The organism is Mesorhizobium sp. M5C.F.Ca.ET.164.01.1.1 (assembly GCF_004792125.1).
Lineage (GTDB): Bacteria > Pseudomonadota > Alphaproteobacteria > Rhizobiales > Rhizobiaceae > Mesorhizobium > Mesorhizobium wenxiniae.
Window position 1 is genome coordinate 3100045 of sequence record NZ_SRTG01000001.1, and the last position, 16075, is coordinate 3116119.

Annotated in this window: 25 protein-coding genes and 1 pseudogene; 19 read left to right on the forward strand and 7 right to left on the reverse strand. The window is 62.6% G+C overall.

What is annotated here, in order from left to right:
* Positions 1–42: 42 nt before the first annotated feature.
* The 5 genes from EN807_RS15305 (at position 43) to EN807_RS15325 (ending at position 6052) form a co-directional block, all read left to right on the forward strand.
* Positions 43–1032: a Coat protein gene (locus tag EN807_RS15305; RefSeq protein ID WP_135935520.1), complete on the forward strand. Its 990-nt coding sequence runs from the start codon at positions 43–45 to the stop codon at positions 1030–1032.
* A gap of 296 nt (positions 1033–1328) precedes the next feature.
* Positions 1329–1574: a hypothetical protein gene (locus EN807_RS15310; RefSeq protein WP_135935521.1), complete on the forward strand. Its 246-nt coding sequence runs from the start codon at positions 1329–1331 to the stop codon at positions 1572–1574.
* A gap of 222 nt (positions 1575–1796) precedes the next feature.
* The gene (locus EN807_RS35530; RefSeq protein WP_246684113.1) at positions 1797–4151 is read left to right on the forward strand and encodes a hypothetical protein; all 2355 of its coding nucleotides are present in this window, start codon (positions 1797–1799) and stop codon (positions 4149–4151) included.
* Positions 4133–5263 (forward strand): SGNH/GDSL hydrolase family protein, encoded by a 1131-nt coding sequence (locus EN807_RS15320; RefSeq protein ID WP_189522422.1) that lies wholly within the window; start codon positions 4133–4135, stop codon positions 5261–5263. The genes EN807_RS35530 and EN807_RS15320 overlap by 19 nt, the downstream gene beginning before the upstream one ends.
* Before the next feature lie 75 nt (positions 5264–5338).
* A complete protein-coding gene (locus EN807_RS15325; RefSeq protein ID WP_135935523.1) occupies positions 5339–6052 on the forward strand; it encodes a class I SAM-dependent methyltransferase in 714 nt (237 codons plus the stop codon).
* Here EN807_RS15325 and EN807_RS15330 read toward each other — a convergent pair.
* The 5 genes from EN807_RS15330 to EN807_RS15340 form a co-directional block, all read right to left on the reverse strand.
* Entirely contained in the window at positions 6045–6593 is a 549-nt protein-coding gene (locus tag EN807_RS15330) for an acyltransferase (protein ID WP_135935524.1), read from the reverse strand. The two genes, EN807_RS15325 and EN807_RS15330, sit on opposite strands and share 8 nt — an antisense overlap.
* 533 nt (positions 6594–7126) lie before the next feature.
* Positions 7127–7297, reverse strand: a complete 171-nt coding sequence (locus EN807_RS35535; protein WP_164759521.1) for a hypothetical protein — start codon at positions 7295–7297, stop codon at positions 7127–7129.
* Between the two features lie 145 nt (positions 7298–7442).
* Complete coding sequence (locus tag EN807_RS15335; protein ID WP_135935525.1) at positions 7443–7643, reverse strand: hypothetical protein; 201 nt, start codon at positions 7641–7643, stop codon at positions 7443–7445.
* A 129-nt stretch (positions 7644–7772) separates the two neighbouring features.
* On the reverse strand, positions 7773–7907 hold the full coding sequence (locus tag EN807_RS37420) for a hypothetical protein (RefSeq protein WP_277569140.1): 135 nt from the start codon (positions 7905–7907) through the stop codon (positions 7773–7775).
* 150 nt (positions 7908–8057) lie between these two features.
* On the reverse strand, positions 8058–8237 hold the full coding sequence (locus EN807_RS15340; RefSeq protein ID WP_135935526.1) for a hypothetical protein: 180 nt from the start codon (positions 8235–8237) through the stop codon (positions 8058–8060).
* A gap of 96 nt (positions 8238–8333) precedes the next feature.
* On the opposite strand from EN807_RS15340, the pseudogene EN807_RS37425 reads away from it, so the two are divergent.
* The 7 genes and pseudogenes from EN807_RS37425 to EN807_RS15370 all read left to right on the forward strand — a co-directional run.
* Positions 8334–8486, forward strand: a pseudogene (locus EN807_RS37425) (hypothetical protein); the annotation flags it as partial.
* A 16-nt stretch (positions 8487–8502) separates the two neighbouring features.
* A complete protein-coding gene (locus EN807_RS15345; protein ID WP_281405199.1) occupies positions 8503–9132 on the forward strand; it encodes an N-acetylmuramidase domain-containing protein in 630 nt (209 codons plus the stop codon).
* The gene (locus EN807_RS15350; RefSeq protein ID WP_029351719.1) at positions 9129–9347 is read left to right on the forward strand and encodes a hypothetical protein; all 219 of its coding nucleotides are present in this window, start codon (positions 9129–9131) and stop codon (positions 9345–9347) included. Before EN807_RS15345 ends, EN807_RS15350 begins: the two co-directional genes overlap by 4 nt.
* A 1-nt stretch (position 9348) precedes the next feature.
* Positions 9349–9615: a hypothetical protein gene (locus tag EN807_RS15355; RefSeq protein ID WP_065009808.1), complete on the forward strand. Its 267-nt coding sequence runs from the start codon at positions 9349–9351 to the stop codon at positions 9613–9615.
* A complete protein-coding gene (locus tag EN807_RS15360) occupies positions 9600–9812 on the forward strand; it encodes a hypothetical protein (protein WP_135935527.1) in 213 nt (70 codons plus the stop codon). Before EN807_RS15355 ends, EN807_RS15360 begins: the two co-directional genes overlap by 16 nt.
* A complete protein-coding gene (locus tag EN807_RS15365) occupies positions 9791–10135 on the forward strand; it encodes a hypothetical protein (protein WP_189522423.1) in 345 nt (114 codons plus the stop codon). Before EN807_RS15360 ends, EN807_RS15365 begins: the two co-directional genes overlap by 22 nt.
* A 130-nt stretch (positions 10136–10265) precedes the next feature.
* Positions 10266–10559, forward strand: coding sequence for a hypothetical protein (locus tag EN807_RS15370; RefSeq protein ID WP_135935528.1), 294 nt, complete (start codon positions 10266–10268; stop codon positions 10557–10559).
* A gap of 175 nt (positions 10560–10734) precedes the next feature.
* Here EN807_RS15370 and EN807_RS35540 read toward each other — a convergent pair whose 3' ends face one another.
* A complete protein-coding gene (locus EN807_RS35540) occupies positions 10735–10881 on the reverse strand; it encodes a hypothetical protein (protein ID WP_164783693.1) in 147 nt (48 codons plus the stop codon).
* A gap of 261 nt (positions 10882–11142) precedes the next feature.
* Here EN807_RS35540 and EN807_RS15375 point away from each other — a divergent pair, with 261 nt between their 5' ends.
* The 4 genes from EN807_RS15375 (at position 11143) to EN807_RS15390 (ending at position 12685) form a co-directional block, all read left to right on the forward strand.
* A complete protein-coding gene (locus EN807_RS15375; RefSeq protein ID WP_135935529.1) occupies positions 11143–11472 on the forward strand; it encodes a hypothetical protein in 330 nt (109 codons plus the stop codon).
* Between the two features lie 322 nt (positions 11473–11794).
* Positions 11795–12100 carry a DUF1236 domain-containing protein gene (locus EN807_RS15380; protein WP_135935530.1) on the forward strand — a complete coding sequence of 102 codons (306 nt, stop codon included), beginning with the start codon at positions 11795–11797 and terminating at the stop codon, positions 12098–12100.
* A gap of 96 nt (positions 12101–12196) precedes the next feature.
* The gene (locus tag EN807_RS15385; protein WP_127314997.1) at positions 12197–12397 is read left to right on the forward strand and encodes a hypothetical protein; all 201 of its coding nucleotides are present in this window, start codon (positions 12197–12199) and stop codon (positions 12395–12397) included.
* A 78-nt stretch (positions 12398–12475) separates the two neighbouring features.
* On the forward strand, positions 12476–12685 hold the full coding sequence (locus EN807_RS15390; RefSeq protein WP_135935531.1) for a DUF2934 domain-containing protein: 210 nt from the start codon (positions 12476–12478) through the stop codon (positions 12683–12685).
* Between the two features lie 92 nt (positions 12686–12777).
* On the opposite strand, the gene EN807_RS15395 is transcribed toward EN807_RS15390, so the two are convergent.
* The gene (locus tag EN807_RS15395) at positions 12778–13107 is read right to left on the reverse strand and encodes a hypothetical protein (protein ID WP_135935532.1); all 330 of its coding nucleotides are present in this window, start codon (positions 13105–13107) and stop codon (positions 12778–12780) included.
* A 232-nt stretch (positions 13108–13339) separates the two neighbouring features.
* Between EN807_RS15395 and EN807_RS15400 the strand changes: the two genes are divergently transcribed.
* The 3 genes from EN807_RS15400 to EN807_RS15410 are packed head-to-tail and all read left to right on the forward strand — an operon-like array spanning position 13340 to position 16073.
* Positions 13340–14065: a GntR family transcriptional regulator gene (locus EN807_RS15400; protein WP_065006706.1), complete on the forward strand. Its 726-nt coding sequence runs from the start codon at positions 13340–13342 to the stop codon at positions 14063–14065.
* A 2-nt stretch (positions 14066–14067) separates the two neighbouring features.
* Positions 14068–15102 carry an ADP-ribosylglycohydrolase family protein gene (locus EN807_RS15405; protein WP_189522424.1) on the forward strand — a complete coding sequence of 345 codons (1035 nt, stop codon included), beginning with the start codon at positions 14068–14070 and terminating at the stop codon, positions 15100–15102.
* Positions 15099–16073 carry a PfkB family carbohydrate kinase gene (locus tag EN807_RS15410; protein ID WP_135935533.1) on the forward strand — a complete coding sequence of 325 codons (975 nt, stop codon included), beginning with the start codon at positions 15099–15101 and terminating at the stop codon, positions 16071–16073. Before EN807_RS15405 ends, EN807_RS15410 begins: the two co-directional genes overlap by 4 nt.
* Positions 16074–16075 lie beyond the last annotated feature (2 nt).

Sequence of the window (16075 nt, forward strand, 5' to 3'; positions counted from 1 at the left end):
CGGGATCATGGTCTGCCCCACCCAACCTGAAGGAAGACCAAAATGGCAGACGCCTATACCCGTATCGCGGACGCGATCGTTCCGTCCGTCTATGCACAATACTCGTTCGAGGAGCATGTCCAGTCGCTCGAGATCTACCAGGCCGGGATCCTGTTTTCCGACCCGGCCATCGCCTCGAAGCTCTCCATGGGCGGGCGTTCCGTCGACATGCCCGGCTGGAAGGATCTCGGCAACGATCCGTCCGAGCCGGTCAATGACGATCCGGCCGATTCGATCGAGTTGAAGAAGATCGGCGCGCGCCGCGAGGTCGCCGCCCGCAATGTCCGCGCCCAGGCCTGGGGCATTCCGGACCTGACCAGCATCCTCGCCGGCGACGACCCGCAGAAGCTGATCGTGCGCCGCCAGACCGACTATTGGCAGCGCGCCAACAAGCTGACGCTGCTCGGTGTCCTGAAAGGGGTGCTGGCCGACAACCTCGCCAACGATGCGGGCGACCTGGTGCGCGTCACCGGCGCTTCGATCGTCGACACCGACATCATCGAGGCCGCCTATCTGATGGGCGACCGCGCCGACAAGTTCAAGACGATCTGGATGCACTCCAAGCAGATGAAGGCGCTGAAGCTCGCCGACCTCATCGACTATGTGCCGCCGTCCGAGCAGGGCGGGCCGCTGATCCCCTATTACATGGGGCTGCGGGCCGTCGTCGACGACGACATCCCGGTGGCGGCGGGCGTCTACACGGCGTTCATGTTCAAGGACAAGGCAATCCTGTGGAACGAGCTGCCGGTCAACACCGAAGGCGGGCCGCTGGAGTTCGACCGCAAGCCGCGCCAGGGCCATGGCGGCGGCGTCACCGAAATGGTCGGCCGCAGGCATTTCGTCCCGCATGTGCCCGGCACCCGCTTCCTCGACGCCTCCTCGGCCGGCGAATTCGCCACCGACGCCGAGCTGGCGCTGGCGGCGAACTGGGACCGCACCGCGTCGAGCGTCAAGAACATGACGTTCATCGCGCTGAAGACGACCGAGGCCTGATCGGACCGGAAGGGGCGGGGATAAAAGAACTCCCGCCCTTTCTGGACAAGCGGTTCATCGCCGAACCGCTCTATCTCTTTGTTTATGCGCAATTCCGGACGGAAAACCGTTCACACTTTTCCTGGAATTGCTCTAGATCGCCAATGTGGCGAATCTCAACTTCACCCGCTGCGCTGCACCAGAGTGAAACAAGACTTGGGGTTCGCAACATATTCATGTTGCACTTTAATCAATCGCCGTCACCAAATGGTTACAGAAATGGGCGATGCTGCTTTGTCTTGGCAAGGAGGGTAACCATGAACATGACATACAAGGCAGTTCAGGGAGTGCTCCGAAAAGCGGGCATTGTCATAAGCAAAAAGGGCGAAGTTCACCGCATAAACTTCTTCAGCGGTCTGGAAAACACCGCCTACTATACGACAAGTCTTCAGGAAGCCCTCGACCGGGGTTTGGCGATGGCGAGAGGTGCCGGAAGGCTGCAAGCAAGCGCCGTTGCCAAGTCGGCCGAAACAGGGCGGCCGACGAGCGCGCGCGTCGGCTGATGCCGCAGGAATTCGGGCCGCAAGTGATCGCCGCGTTGCGCGGCGATATCGTGAAACTGCAATAGCCACAATGTCAGGTGGCGCACGCCACCAGTTTCCTGCGGTCGCGTTCCGTCGCCACCCACCATCACTCACCCCAAAAAATCCTCAGCCGCTACGAAGTGGCTTTTTGCCGTGGGCCCATGCCTGCTTTTCCGATCCACACAGACGGAGCCTAAAATCATGGCCATCACCCCGCTCGACATCGCCAACATGGCGCTCGGCGTCCTCGACGAGGCGCCAATCGACAGCCTTGATCAGGACGTGAAACCGGCCCGCCTGCTCAATCTGCATTTCGACCTGACCCGCGAGGCAGAGCTGACGAAACACGCCTGGGTGTTCGCAATCCTGGCGGCCGCCGTCGCCGGGTCCGATACCGGCAGTGGCGCGGGCACGCTGAACTTTGCCTATGAGTTGCCGGTGGACTGCCTGCGGCCTTTGCCGCTGACCGATAATGGCGAGCCGGAGGGCGTGCCGATCGCGTGGCGCCAGGAGGCCGGGCTGATCTATTGCGACCGGTCGGGGCCGCGTCTCATTCGCTACGTCGCCAATCTCACCGATCCGAACGACTGGGACGCGCTTTCACCGAAGTGCTGGTTGCAGCGCTCGCCATCAACCGGCGAACGCGAACCCGTGCGTCTGGCGACCACGGCCAACATCCTCCTTCATGGCCTGAAAACCATCGACGGCGTGCCAGGCGAGGTTGGCGACCGCGTGCTGGTCAAGGACCAGTCCGACCCGACGCAGAACGGGATCTACACGGTGAGCGAAGGCGAATGGTTTCGCGCCGCCGATGCCCGCACCGCCCGGACCTCGCAGAAGGGAACGACGGTCCACACCCAGGTCGGGACAGTCAATGCCGACCTGGTGTTTGAATTTACGGCCGATGAGCCGGTATTGGGCAGCGATGCCATCACCATTGCCCCGTTCGTGCCGCCCGACATTGAAGGCGTTGTCGATGAGGTCGGAGCGCTGAAAGATGCGACAGTCACGGCTGCCGACGCCGCCGCCGGCAGCGCGACGACAGCCGCCACGAATGCTGGACTGACAGCCGCCGACCGCATCGCTACCGCCGCCGATGTCGTGGCGGCTGCCGCCTCTGCCGCCGCCTCTGCCGCTTCCGGCCAGATCTATGCCAACACTACGGCGGGACTTGCTGCCGTTGCCGAAGGCGACTTCTTCAACATCGTCGGCGCCGATTACTACTCAGGTATTGAGGTCTACCGGAAAATTGGCGGCGTCGCGGTGCTGCAAAAGACCCTGCCGTCGGTACCTGCCTCGTTCGCGCAGGCCACCGTGCAGGCGCTCGACGCGATGTTGAGCCTCGACAATTCCGGCGTCGCTCTGATTGCCGATACGGCTATCCCGTCGCTGCGGATCAAAGATACAAAGGCGCCGGCAAAGCGTTTCGTCGGGTCGATCACCACAAAGATCACAACCACGCGGACAACGGCCGGCTGGTATTTCGACGCGCTGGGATTGTTGAAGCAGGCGGCCACGAACGTCGCTCGCTTCACCTGCAATTTTGCCACGCAGCAACCGGCCGGCCTGCTTTGCGAGCCGGCGCGGGCAAACCGGTTGCTGCAGAACCGCTCGCTGCGCATCACGCACCATCTGACCGTCACTGCTGGCGCCGGCGTCTTCGCCGATGGTGAGACAGTCAATGCGACAGGCGGCGGTAGCGGCGTCTATCGCGTCGCCAATTCGGCGTCGTCAATCTACGCGTTGTCAGGCGGCGCTGGCGCCATGACCGGGACGCTGACCGGCGCCACCAGCGGCGCTACTAAGACGATTTCTTCGGCGGCCCTGGTGTGGGCCGCGACCAACTTGACGATTGCGCAGGATCAGGTCGGGCTGGACGGTGTTGCCAATTCGGCATCGTCGATCACCGCGACCGCCGCCGACACAATCATCCTGCAGGCGATCACCATTGCGTCCGCGACCTATTTCCAGACGGCTTACATAAAGCGCCTGGTTGGCACCGGTGCGCTCTACATGACTGAAGATGGCGGCGCCACATGGACCGACATCACGCCCGCCGACACCGATTGGTCGAGGAAGAGCATTCCGGTTCAGAACCTCGCCAATCCCAACGTGGGCCTCAAAATTGCCACCAGCGGCGACAGCTTCGCGATCGACTGTGTGCAAAACGAAAATGGTAGCTACGAAATCAGCCCAATGCTGACGACAACTGCGTTCTTCTCGCGCGGTAGCGATTTGCACTCGGTCACACTTTCCAGCCTGCCTTTTGACGTGACGCTCGGCCACTGTTCATTGAAGGCCGAAGCAAGGCTCCAAACAGCACGCAGCGCACAATGGCGCAGATTGATGATGGAACTACAACGAACACCATTGTCGCGTGCCTTTCGTCGATTGGTGGTGCCCAATTGGCCATCACGACTGCGTCGGCTGTGGTGGCCAACGTTCTCCCAGGCGTCGCAGCGGTCGACAAGGTGTGCCGCGTCGCGGCGTCTTGGGGTCCGAATTACGCGCAAGCGGTACTCGATGGCACGCTCGGCATGCAGGACAATGCCCTGACAGTGCCGAGCGGACTGACTACGCTCCGAATCGGCAGCGGCCTTGCTGGCACTGCGTCATTCGGTGGCGTGATCTCCAACCTTGGCTTGGTGCTGCGCACCATGGACGCCACCGAACTGACGGCGGTCTCGAATTTCGGCCTGCCCGGCAGCGAACCGGCGATTGACATTGCGCCCAATGACGGCCGCATCCTCGACAGCGATTACGCGGGGACGTTGACCGCGACCGCTCAGCAGGTGAGCGGTGTGCGCCCGATCTCCTTCGGCAACTATCAATACGCCAATCCCGGTTGGCGTCGGCGCTTCCGCACGCGGTCGAGATCGCTGGTGTTACATTTCCAGAACCTCAATCTCGTCAGCGGCAGTTACAACGGCAAGGGCGCTATCTACGTTGATGGTGTGCTGAAGACCTATTTCACGTCGCCGCAGGCGCTGGGCAAGTTCCTCGTCAGGCTGGACTTTTCCTCAAATGCCGACCGCGAGATCGAAATCGTCATGCCGCACTCGGCGGCCATCGCGCATCTTGGCGTAACGACCTATGGCGCCCCGATCACGGCGCCAACCTCCAGGGCCGCGCTGCCGCGTGCTGCCTTCCTCGGGGACAGCCGCTTTCAGGGCTTCAACGCTACGGGCATCGACAAAACGTGGATGGAGATACTCTGCCGCGCCAAGGGGTGGCAGCATATCAATCTTGGATATGGCTCATCGGGCGTGACTTCCGCTTGGGGAACGGATCTCGTCAACGCCAACCCGGATGTTGCCTTTGTCATGTTCGACTATAACAACCGCTCCGCGCAGACCTCTCTTCTCGGTTTCAAGAACTCTTACAAGACGCTGATCACCAACTTCCGGGCGGTCAAGCCGACAACCAAGCTCTACGCGGTCACGTCTAACTGGATCGATACGGCACAGGACGCGCTGCCGCTGAAGATAGCAGATTACCGCCAGGCCACGGCGGACGCGCTGACGGAGGTGGCCGACGCCAACAACATTCTGATCGACGGTCTGACGCTGACCGCCAATAGCACCGCCTCGATCGGCGACGGCATCCACCCGAACGATGTCGGCGAGGCCGAGTGGGCGGCAGACATCGCGCCGCTGGTGAGCGTGTAGTGGAACTGCTCTGGACAGCATTTTTGGGCTATGGCACGCTCGGCGTAAGCGGGGGTTATCTGGAGGGATGACCCAATGGCCGATGCCGACAGTATTATTGCTATCTATGACGACTACTACACTGACGGGAAGGTAGCCACAAAACGAGAGATAGCATCCAAGCAATCGGTCAGGCACATCGATGCGATCATCCAGGAACAGTCTTTTGATAAGGTGCTCGACATCGGGGCCGGCGAAGGCGCCGTGCTACACAAGCTGAACAAGAAGGGGCTCGGAAAGACCCTTGGAGCTGTGGAGATATCAACCAGCGGCGTCGAGGCGATCAGGGCCAGGAAAATCGCGAATCTAGCCAGCCTGGACATCTTCGACGGCTATCATATCCCCCATCCCGACAAGTCGTTCGATCTCGGTCTCGCCATCCACGTCGTCGAACATGTCGAGCACGAACGGATGTTTTTGATGGAGGCGGCGAGGGTCTGCAAGAAGCTCTACATCGAGGTGCCGCTGGAGCATACGAGAAACCTCAATCGCGCCATTCGGATGTCCGGGCCGTATGGGCACATCAATTTCTACACGCCGTTGACGTTCGAAAATCTGCTGAAGACTTCTGGTCTCAAGGTTGAGAGGCAAATGACTTTCGCCCATGACCTTGCTTATGAGCAGCACCTGGCCGGCCGATCAAAAGGATGGGTGAAATACAAGTTGCGGACCGAATTTCTCAGGTTCGCGCCCAAGACTGCGGTGCGGAACATGGCGTACATGGCCGGCGCGCTCTGCAGCACTAAATAGTTAATTCTGAAACGTCGCGGACCTTCTTAGCAGGAACGCCGGCAACGACCGTGAAGGGCTCCACGTCCTTCGTGACTACAGACGCTGCGCCGACGACCGCGCCCTTGCCGATCGTGACGCCTTTCAGGATTGTCACGCCAAAGCCGATCCAGACATTCTCCTCGATCGTGACCGGCGCGATGCCGACACCCGACCAGTTTTTTTTGCCCTGATGCCAGTCCGCGATGTCGTTGGCTCGCTGCTTCCAATCCAGGGAATGCGAGTTGTGGTCAACGATCGTCGTACCCCATGAAATAACGACGTCATCGCCGATCCTGATGTGCTCGGCGGCGACTAGGTGGCTCTTGCCGATGAAGCAGCGGCGGCCGATCGTGATTTGGGCTGCCGACCGGTCAAACGAGAAACGGCAGTTGATGATACCGTCCTCGCCGATCGAGTGATGGCCACGGCGGGCAGTGCGGACGCTCTGAATGGCCATCTTCGTGCCGGCGCCGACATTGACGCCCGCTAGGTATTGCAGGAAGCGCGGCACAAAAGGCATGTCAGTGTGTTCCGTATCGTATCTGTTGCTGCCTCTCGGCGACCTGCGATCCGTCGCAGACAATGAGGTTGTGGCATTTGCGCACGAAGCACCCTTCAATGCTGCCCGCGCATAGCGCTCATCGTCGGTTTCCACCATTGGCGCAGGGATGCGCCGATCGCTTGGAGCCGGAAAGCGCTGAGGGTTTATGGCACCGGCAGGTCAGTTCTCATCGTCAGGGGCAGATCCGTTGGACCGCCCACCATTTGCGGCAAGCATCTCCGCTTTGCAAGCGTGATGGTGAGGTGTTCACGCTCTAATTCGTTTGGCTCGACACGGCCCCTGGCAACGAGCCTGTGCAAGTAGCGTTCCGCCAACCGCAGGTAGACTTATACCGAGCGGCTCCGACTGTCAGCCGACAATTCGGCGGCGTCTGCCGGCGCATCTGGCTGCCGGTCGAGTTGGCTTTGTGCATGGATTGAAAGACTTAGAGCGTCCTTGCGCGTCCAAAAAGACACGTCCAACTCCAAGTGGTGCAGGCGAAATGGCTATGGCTAATGACGGCTGTCTTGCGACTTGTCGTGAGGCTGGCTGTTCGACCACCAGACAAAATACAGCGAACCTACCTTCATGACCGGCACGCGGCGCTCGCGTTCGCGCACCCGCAATTCACGATAGACTTTCATCTTGAGGGTGCCACCCGGCAATTTGATACGCACTGCCACCGGTTCAAACTCCCGCCGTGCAACGCAACGATGATGTGCAATGCAGCAAGTAGAGAACTTCCCCAAGGGAAGAGTCAACAGCCGATGGGCACGTTTTGACTGTTTCCGGAGGATTGAGCGCAGGCGCCTGATGACGTTCAGGGCGTCAAGGCGTTGCCCGGGGTCGGTCAGGATCGTCCGGTGCACCCGGCGGGTCGTTCAAGGGACGCTGGCGGTTCGACCACCAGGTGAAATACAGCGAACCCATCCTCAGAACCGGTATCCGGCGGGCGCGCTCGCGCTCGCGCAACTCCCGATACATCTTCACCTTCAAGGTGCCGCCCGGCAACTTGATACGAACCGCCATCAGCCCAACCCCCATTGTGCAGCGCAGCAATTAGAGAGCTTCCGCGGCGGAAGAGTCAACAGCCGGTCATTGACTATTTTAGGGGCTATCTTCTGGGACTGTTTCCAGAAGGGTCGGTGCGGCTCGGGATCATCGTTTTGGCGGGCGCCCTGACGGCGACATGCTGCTCGGCCACCAGACGATGAAGTAATTTCCGACCTGCCAGACCGGAACTTCGCGCTTCTGTTCGCGGCGGCGCAGCTCGTCTTTCGTCTTGATCTTCAAGGTCCCGCCCGGAAGCCTGATCCTTATTGTCACGTCCGCACCCTGTGTCCCACAAGGTACGAACGGTTCATGGGAGCAGTTTCATCCCGGCTAAGCAATTTCGGATCAGGCAGCAAGACGGATCGAGCTGTTTTCAAATGGTCGACACCGTCACTTGAAGAAATCCGCCATGCCCCGGATGGCCAGGAACGCATAGAGGATCGGCCCGGCGACCAGCCCGCAATAGAGGCACAGGATCGCTGCCAGCGCCACAAGCAAGGGCTTGTCGCGGCCGACCGCGCATAGCTCGGCCTTCACCGTCCAGCGCGCCGTTCCTTCATCTTGCGACATGGGCCGCTGTCCTCCCGATCTCCGCTCTTGGGCTCATTTCACACAGTCGGTTGCAAACATCAACCTGCCCGCGACCTGGGCGGAAAGGACAACACCATGGATACCACGTTCAAGGGCGCCGCCAGGCGCCTGGACGACCTCGATCTGCCAAAACTTGGCGCCAGGATCGGCGTCGGCGAGGATGAGATCCACGCCTTTCTCGACGTCGAGACCGGCGGGCATGGCTTCGACGCCCATGGCCGGCCGATCATCCTGTTCGAGCCGCATGTCTTTTTCCGCAACCTGTCGGGGGCGAAGCGGGCGCAAGCAGTCGCGGGCCGGACTTGCCTATGTCAGGTGGGGCGAAAAGCCTTATCCCCGGGACAGCTATCCGCGCCTGAAAGCGGCTATCGCGATCGACGAGACGGCGGCGCTCAGATCGGCGTCGTGGGGGCTCGGCCAGGTTCTCGGCGAGAATTTCAAGGCGGCCGGCTTCCCCACCGTGCAGGCCATGGTCGAAGCCATGATGGAGGACGAGGCGCTGCAGCTGGCGGCGGCGGTCAATTTCATCGCCGCCAACCGGCTCGACGGCAAATTGCGCAAGCATGATTGGGCCGGCTTTGCCAAGGGCTACAACGGCGCATCCTTTGGGAAGAACGCCTACGATATCAGGCTTGCCGACGCGTTCCGCAAATGGTCTGGGATCAGGGACACGCCGTGGCCGCCCGCTGCCCCAGCACAGCCTCCAGCGCCGGTTCCGATCCCGCAGGCTCCGCAGCTGAACGGTTCCCCGACTTCGGAGGCAGAGCCGGGCAGGGCTGGAGTCCGGCCCGGACCGTTGCCCGGATTCTGGGCCGCGGTCCTGGCTCCGCTGGTCGCCGCAATCCTCTCCTTGTTTCGAAAGGTAAAGCCATGACGTGGTTCAATACCAATGCCGCGCACAATCTGATCAATGTGCTGATCCTGCTGCTTACTGGCCTGGTCGGCTTCGACTGGACGATGTTCGGCATCGACGCGGCCCTGGCGCTCAAGATCACCGGGGTGCTGACCCTGCTCAAGATCCTGATGAATGTCGTGCGCGACGGCGTCGCCGGCCTCGTCAGAAGACAGCCCGCCGTGGAGGGCAATTGAGATGTGGGTGCTTTCCATGCTGAGCGCGCTCGCCGGCAACAAGGCGATCATGGCGATCTTCGCAGCACTCGTCGGCGGCATCGGCCTCTTTGTCGCCGGCGGCATCAGCCGGGCCAAGAAGGATACGGCCAGGCGAGCGGCGGAAAAACTCGCCGCCGCGCAGGATCGCCTCGAAATGGACCGCGAGGCCACCGATGCCGAACGCGCGGCGCGCGACCTGCCGGACGAAGCCGCACGGCGGGAGGCGATGCGATGGGCAAGGCACTGATGATCGGTCTGCTGCTCGGGGGCCTGTTGCTCGCCGGATGCACAACGCCGGCTTCGCCGGCGCGTCAGGTCTGGTGCGACCACAATCAGGCGCGGCGTCCGTCCGCCCTCGTCGTCGCCGCGATGTCGCGGCCCGAGCTCGACGAGGTGAATGCCTACAACGCGAAGGGCGCCAGATGGTGCGGGTGGACGCCGTGATGATACAGGAGTTTCTCGATGCTCTCGGCATCAAGGCGCCGGTGGTGGTCGCCGGCCTTTCCGGCGGCATTTTGCGAGCCTTGTCGCGCCACCGCTACAAGGTCCGCGAGATGGTGGCGTCGCCGATCTGCGGCGCGCTGGCGGCGGCCTACCTGACATTGCCAGTGGTGCATTATATCCGCGCCGGCCTGCCGATTCCGTCGCCTGGCGACGACACCACGACGCTGGCCGCGGCGTTCCTCATCGGCGTCTCGGCGATGTGGATTTCGGATATCGTCTTCGAGGTGGTGGTGAGGCGGTTCAAGCCGGAGAAGGAGGAGTGAGATCGCGCCTGTCTTATTGCGCCGCAGTAACAGCCTCTTTTGGGAGACGCTGCTCCGGGTGAAGGTGGGGTGAAGGTGCGGAACCACGGGCGACGGTGCGCGTTACGCACGACCCTTGTGAGGATGCACCATGCCAGCTCGCCCAATCGTCTCGACAGCCGCAGCGATCCTGCTCGGCGCCACAAGCGCGGCTTACGCCCGGCCGGATGCGCGCACCATGACATGCGAACAGACGCAGCAGCTGATCCAGAGCCGGCGCGCGGTCGTCCTGACCACCGGCCGCAACACCTATGATCGATATGTCCGCCAATACGGCAATGAGTGCGACTGGCCCGACGTGCCTGTCGCCTCCTATGTCCGGACGCTTGACGGTCAATGTCGGGTCCATCGATGCGAGGAACCGGTTTTCGATTTCCCAGACTGAGAAGCAGCCGGCCTCTGATCCAAGGTCTGTTCGCGCGACGTCTCTTCGCGCGACATCGAGGGGGCCGATGCCCAAAAGCGCGTCGCGTTCGACAGACCTCACGCGACGCGCTTTAGGCTGTTGATTTATGCATGTCGTTATCGCAAAACCGCTGCACACTTTTGCGCGACATGCATTAGAAGCCGAAGAACTGCCAGCCGATCAGATATCCAAGCGCGACGACCACCAGGGGAAACAAGGCGGGCGCCAGCCGGCTGAGGGCGGAGCTCCTTGCCGGTTCCTTCGGGGCATTCCTGACGGCGTTTCCGAGATTCTTGGTCATGATCCAATATAGTAGCAGTCGCTGATTAACGATTCCACAACATGCTGCGCTGCTCCGGAAGCGGGGCGGTTTTCGCGTCTTCCATGGAACTCGTCGCTCTTGCCGCTCAACTATCGTGTCGGTCGAATAGCAACGGAGATCATGAATTTGCAGGGCGTTTCCTTGAACCAGCATGGAGTCGGGCGTGTTGCCGCATGCGGGAACCAATCGCTGCCAATTGCTTTGGCAAGGAGACGATCCTTCGCAGGAAAGGAGTTCGACATGAAACCTTTCGCATTCTTGCCAAGCACGTTGATGCTGGGCGCACTGATGTTATCGGCCTCGGTTGCCGCCCAGACGGATAGCCAGACACAAGACCAGGCGCCTGCCCAGTCCGGCCCCTGCCAGGCCCAGCCGCAGAACGGCCAGCACCAGAAGCCGCCCGTCAACAACGGTGCCGGCGACAGCCTGACCGACACGCTTGATCCCTGCAACGGCGTGCTGCAGCCGCCGCCGACCGGCGATCAAGGCATGGCCGCACCGCCGCCGGACCAAGGGAAGACACCGGTGCTCAAGCCCGGCGAGGTGCCGGCGCAGCCGCCGAACCAGTAGCCCGTACCCGCCGTCCCGCCGCGGTTCGCAGGCATTCCGCTTGCGGCCGGAACATTAGTTCTTGCTAATTGTTCTTATCGAAGCAGTCGATATCACCCCCCTCCGGTATCGCTGCTGATCGGGAGATCCGATCGGCCCGCGTGCCTGCGGACAGGAACGCGGGCCACTGCGATTTCTCCCAGCAACGCACCAAGGCGGCACCAATGCGGCGATCGATCAGCCGCCGCTCACGGAACAACAAGGTTGCGTGGGCGTTTTGTAACGTGGGCCTGCCGTTCCCGCCAATGGAAGGCGGAGCCCGCTAACCAGACAGGAGAAGACGATGAAAATCCACCTTGTTCCTGCCGCGGCCGGGCTGGCTATGCTCGCCGGTATCGGCGTGGCCACCGCAGACCAGGTGATTATCACGCCCGAGCAGCAAACAGTCGTCCGCGAATATGTGCAGAGGCACCCGCTGGCGTCGATCAGCCTTCTGGGAGTGGAGCTCAATGTCGGTTCCACTTTGCCCGAAACGGTTGAACTTCACCCGATCGAGGTTCCCGACGTCGAATACAGATACGTGGTCGTCGACGATCGCACCGTGCTGGTCGATCCCGGCACCCGCAGGATCGTGCAGGTCATCGACTGACCTTCACCCGCCGCTCTCTCGGGAAGACGCAAGAGGGAGCGGCGGCTCGCCGGCAGGCCGCCGGCCGTTGATCGTCTGTGGCGGGAAGGAGCTTCCATGTTGCCGCATGTCGAGTCACGCAATGTGGCCGCATCTGTCGACAAGCTGCTTGCTGAACGGAGCACTGCACTGTTGTCGATGAAGGAGTTGATTGCAGCGGTGCGTGAGCGAACAGGAACGGAGCGCTCGGACGCGGATCTGGCGGGGCTGATCACCAAAAAAGCGGCACTTCTCGGTGTCGCGGTTCTGTCCGACTAGGGCTGAAGCCGCCCAAGACGCCGATCGAAATTTCAGCTAAAAGTTGTCGCTCACGGAATTGAGCCGATGGAGGCAACAGTGACGGACGACAGGCAGGAACGCATTCGCCAACGGGCCCACGCGATCTGGGAGCAGGCCGGCCGGCCCGACGGCGCGCACCAGCAGCACTGGGATCAGGCCACAGCCGAGATCGACGGTGAGGAGAGCAGGCCGAAAGCGAAGGGTCCCGCGACCGGAAAGGCCACCAAGCCAAAAGCTGTCCGACCGCGCAAGAGTTCAGCAAGCTAGAACATAGCGCTTCGGTAACACAGCGTTTCGGCCGCGGACGAAACTCTGTCCATGCCGCGGCCGAAAGCGCAAGTCCCTGAAATCGATCTCGGCTACTTGCCGCAGTGGTTGTCGTTGACGGTCGGTGAACCCGTGCCGGGAGCCTTGTTCATTGCATCCGGCATCGCGCCCTGCGGGCCTATAGGGCAGTTACGATCGGCATTAGAATTCAAGTCGTCAGGGCCCGCAATAATGCTACCCGTAGTCCCGGGATCGACGGCATTCGGCTCAGCGAGGTTCGGATCGACCGGGGCAGGGTCGGTGACGACGCTTCTGTCGTTGCCGGGACCCATGTCAGCGTCTGGGTCGCTGGTATTCTGGGCCATCGCAGAGGTGGCCAGACCGGCGGCGAGTACGGACGCTGCGAGAATCTTCGTAAGCATGAGTTTTCTCCATTTTTCTCGGTTGTCGCCACATTTACGACTATAGAAAAAACCGCTCGGGGGTGGTGAAGGTTCTCACATAATTCCAGCCTGCGACGAACCGTTCGCGATCAGCAAAGCAATCCTTGCCCCGGTATGGGGAACTCAAAAGCGTGCTGGCCACGAGCCGTTGACATGACTGCCATGTCACGGTATTGAACAGGACTATACAGGTCTACTGAACAGGTATTCCATGGCCCGTCGCACGGCTCTGTCGACTCCCGGTACGGGCAAGCCCGAACGGATCGCCACCGTCCTCGAACACGAAATCCGCTCCGGCGTGCTCGGCTTCGGCGACCGCTTGCAGAGCGAGAACGAGCTCGTCCAGCGCTTTTCCGTCAGCCGCAACACCATCCGCAAGGGTCTCGAGGAACTGTCGAGCCGCGGGCTGATCACCACCAAGGTCGGCATCGGCTCGTTCGTCACCTTCGACGGCATGCCGGTCGACGACGCCGTCGGCTGGTCGCGGGCGCTGGCCAATGCCGGCGCCAATGCCGACACGCGCACGCTCAGGCTCGAAGTCATGCAGGATGCCGAACTCGCTGCTAGACTGGGCGTCGAAAGCCCGTTCTTTATCGCCGTTGACCGGGTGCGCAGCAACGCCGATGACGGCCACGCCATCTCGATCGAGCGCAGCCGCTTGCCGCTGTCGCCCGAGCTGGAGGACGTGCCGCTGCGCGGCCTGCGCGAGGGCTCGCTGCACCAGACGCTGCGAGGGGCGGGGCTCGTCCCCGATCACGGCGAGGAGTGGGTCGATATCGAGATGCTGAGCGCCGAGGACGCGGCCATTCTCGATTGCGCGCCCGGCGCGCCGTTCCTGCGCACGCGGCGGTTGACGCGCGCGGCCGATGGCCGCGCCATCGAATTTGTCACCAGCCTTCTCAATCCGGCGCATTTTGCACTTCACCTGGAGTTCTGAGTATGGACACGGCCGAGGCGATCGACCGGGCGATGGGCGCGCTTATCGGCGGTGCGCTGGGCGATGCGCTCGGCATGCCGACGCAGTTGTTGTCGCCGGCCCGCATCGCCGAGCTCTACGGCCACGTCGAGGATTTCGTCGCGCCCGTCGCCGACCATCCAGTGTCGAAAGGCCTGGCCGCCGGCACTGTTACCGACGACACCGAACAGGCACTGCTGCTCGGCCGTATTCTGGTTGTTTCAGGCAATGGCTTCGATCACACGCGCTGGGTCAATGCGCTGCTCGACTGGGAGCGCGAGGTCAAGGCACGCGGCAGCTACGACCTGCTCGGGCCTTCGACCAAGCGCGCCATCGACGCCATCAATGACGGCGTGCCGGCCGAGGAGGCGGGGCGCAGCGGCGACACCAATGGCGCGGCGATGCGGATCGCGCCGGTTGGCATCATGATGCAGCCGGAGCCGCTAGACGCGCTGGTCGCCAAGGTGGCGGAAACCTGCCGCGCCACGCACAACACATCGATCGCCATTGCTTCGGCCGCCGCCGTCGCTGCCGCCGTCAGCCGCGGCGTTGCCGGCGGCGACTGGCGCGCCGCCGCAGATCGTGCCGTCATGGCGGCCAAGCGCGGCGCAGAACTCGGTCACTGGATCACCGGTGGCGACATTGCCGCACGCATTGAGTGGGCGAGGGGCCTCGTCCGCGGCAAGGCTGTCACGGAGGCGATCCGGCTGATCGTCGATCTGGTCGGGACCGGGGTCGCCAGCCAGGAATCGATTCCGGCGGCCTTCGCGGTGCTGGAAATCGCCGGCGGCGATCCTTGGCGGGCGGCCGTCATCAGCGCCAATCTCGGTGGCGACACCGACACAATCGGCGCCATTGCCGCCGGCATGGCAGGCGCCTGCGCCGGCTTTTCCCGATTGCCGCAGGAACACATCAACCGGCTCAAAGGCCTCGACATTGCGCAGGTGCGCGGGCTCGCCGCCGACCTGGTCGCGGCGCGGATGGCGAAAAGCAGTTCCGGCAAGGATGCGGCGGCATGAGCGAGCGTCTCCTCCATATGGGCAGCGTGGTGGTCGACTATGTCTACCGCATCGACGCCTTGCCGGGGCCCGGCACCGAGAAAACCGCATTGAGCTTTGCCCAGGTCGCCGGCGGCGGCTTCAACATGATGGTCGCGGCCAGCCGCACCGGTATGAAAGTGGCGTTCGGCGGCCAACTCGGCAGCGGACCGAATGGTGACTTCCTGCGTGCCGCCCTTTCGGCGGAAGGCATCGCAACGCTGACCCCGGCATCCACCATGATGGACAGCGGCAATTGCGTCGCCATGATCAGCGGCGACGCCGAGCGCACCTTCGTGTCATGGCCTGGTGCCGAGAGTGTGCTCAGCCCCGGCATGATGGCGCCCGTCCGGGTTGCGCCGGGGGATTGGGTGTTCGCCTCCGGCTACACGCTGAGCTATGTCGGCAGCCGCGATGCACTGGCCGACTGGATCGAGGCGCTGCCGGCGGAAATTCCCTTTGTCTTCGATCCGACTCCGGTCGTATCAGACATCCCGCGCACCATTCTCGACCGGGTGCTGGCGCGCACGAGCTGGCTGAGCTGCAACATCGTAGAAGCGGCCGAGATCGCCGGCCCCGGCGGCGTCGAGGCTATTGCTGCCCGGCTTCTTTCCAATCACTGTCCGAGCGCCGAGGGGGTCGTGATCCGCGCCGGGGCAAAAGGCTGCTTCGTGCGGCTGGCTGACGGCACCGCGCAGGCCGTGCCCGGTTTTAAGGTCGCCGCCGTCGATACCAACGGCGCCGGCGACACCCATATCGGCGCCTTCGTCAGCGCGCTTTCGCGCGGCGTGCCGCCCTTCGAAGCGGCGCGCTACGCCAATGCGGCGGCGGCGGTCTCGGTCACCCGCCATGGCGGGTCGTCGGCGCCGATCGACCAGGAGATCCAGACATTCCTCGGCCATCACGATCGACTGACGACCGTGCATGGCCGGAAGCAAGAGGCCCATTTCTGACA

Bases quoted from the DNA above. Each gene is read 5' to 3' on its own strand.
- EN807_RS15305 (WP_135935520.1), top strand. From the start codon at position 43: ATGGCAGACGCCTATACCCGTATCGCGGACGCGATCGTTCCGTCCGTC.
- EN807_RS15310 (WP_135935521.1), top strand. From the start codon at position 1,329: ATGAACATGACATACAAGGCAGTTCAGGGAGTGCTCCGAAAAGCGGGC.
- EN807_RS35530 (WP_246684113.1), top strand. From the start codon at position 1,797: ATGGCCATCACCCCGCTCGACATCGCCAACATGGCGCTCGGCGTCCTC.
- EN807_RS15320 (WP_189522422.1), top strand. From the start codon at position 4,133: ATGCAGGACAATGCCCTGACAGTGCCGAGCGGACTGACTACGCTCCGA.
- EN807_RS15325 (WP_135935523.1), top strand. From the start codon at position 5,339: ATGGCCGATGCCGACAGTATTATTGCTATCTATGACGACTACTACACT.
- EN807_RS15330 (WP_135935524.1), bottom strand. From the start codon at position 6,593: ATGCCTTTTGTGCCGCGCTTCCTGCAATACCTAGCGGGCGTCAATGTC.
- EN807_RS15335 (WP_135935525.1), bottom strand. From the start codon at position 7,643: ATGGCGGTTCGTATCAAGTTGCCGGGCGGCACCTTGAAGGTGAAGATG.
- EN807_RS15340 (WP_135935526.1), bottom strand. From the start codon at position 8,237: ATGTCGCAAGATGAAGGAACGGCGCGCTGGACGGTGAAGGCCGAGCTA.
- EN807_RS15345 (WP_281405199.1), top strand. From the start codon at position 8,503: ATGTCTTTTTCCGCAACCTGTCGGGGGCGAAGCGGGCGCAAGCAGTCG.
- EN807_RS15350 (WP_029351719.1), top strand. From the start codon at position 9,129: ATGACGTGGTTCAATACCAATGCCGCGCACAATCTGATCAATGTGCTG.
- EN807_RS15355 (WP_065009808.1), top strand. From the start codon at position 9,349: ATGTGGGTGCTTTCCATGCTGAGCGCGCTCGCCGGCAACAAGGCGATC.
- EN807_RS15360 (WP_135935527.1), top strand. From the start codon at position 9,600: ATGGGCAAGGCACTGATGATCGGTCTGCTGCTCGGGGGCCTGTTGCTC.
- EN807_RS15365 (WP_189522423.1), top strand. From the start codon at position 9,791: ATGGTGCGGGTGGACGCCGTGATGATACAGGAGTTTCTCGATGCTCTC.
- EN807_RS15370 (WP_135935528.1), top strand. From the start codon at position 10,266: ATGCCAGCTCGCCCAATCGTCTCGACAGCCGCAGCGATCCTGCTCGGC.
- EN807_RS35540 (WP_164783693.1), bottom strand. From the start codon at position 10,881: ATGACCAAGAATCTCGGAAACGCCGTCAGGAATGCCCCGAAGGAACCG.
- EN807_RS15375 (WP_135935529.1), top strand. From the start codon at position 11,143: ATGAAACCTTTCGCATTCTTGCCAAGCACGTTGATGCTGGGCGCACTG.
- EN807_RS15380 (WP_135935530.1), top strand. From the start codon at position 11,795: ATGAAAATCCACCTTGTTCCTGCCGCGGCCGGGCTGGCTATGCTCGCC.
- EN807_RS15385 (WP_127314997.1), top strand. From the start codon at position 12,197: ATGTTGCCGCATGTCGAGTCACGCAATGTGGCCGCATCTGTCGACAAG.
- EN807_RS15395 (WP_135935532.1), bottom strand. From the start codon at position 13,107: ATGCTTACGAAGATTCTCGCAGCGTCCGTACTCGCCGCCGGTCTGGCC.
- EN807_RS15400 (WP_065006706.1), top strand. From the start codon at position 13,340: ATGGCCCGTCGCACGGCTCTGTCGACTCCCGGTACGGGCAAGCCCGAA.
- EN807_RS15405 (WP_189522424.1), top strand. From the start codon at position 14,068: ATGGACACGGCCGAGGCGATCGACCGGGCGATGGGCGCGCTTATCGGC.
- EN807_RS15410 (WP_135935533.1), top strand. From the start codon at position 15,099: ATGAGCGAGCGTCTCCTCCATATGGGCAGCGTGGTGGTCGACTATGTC.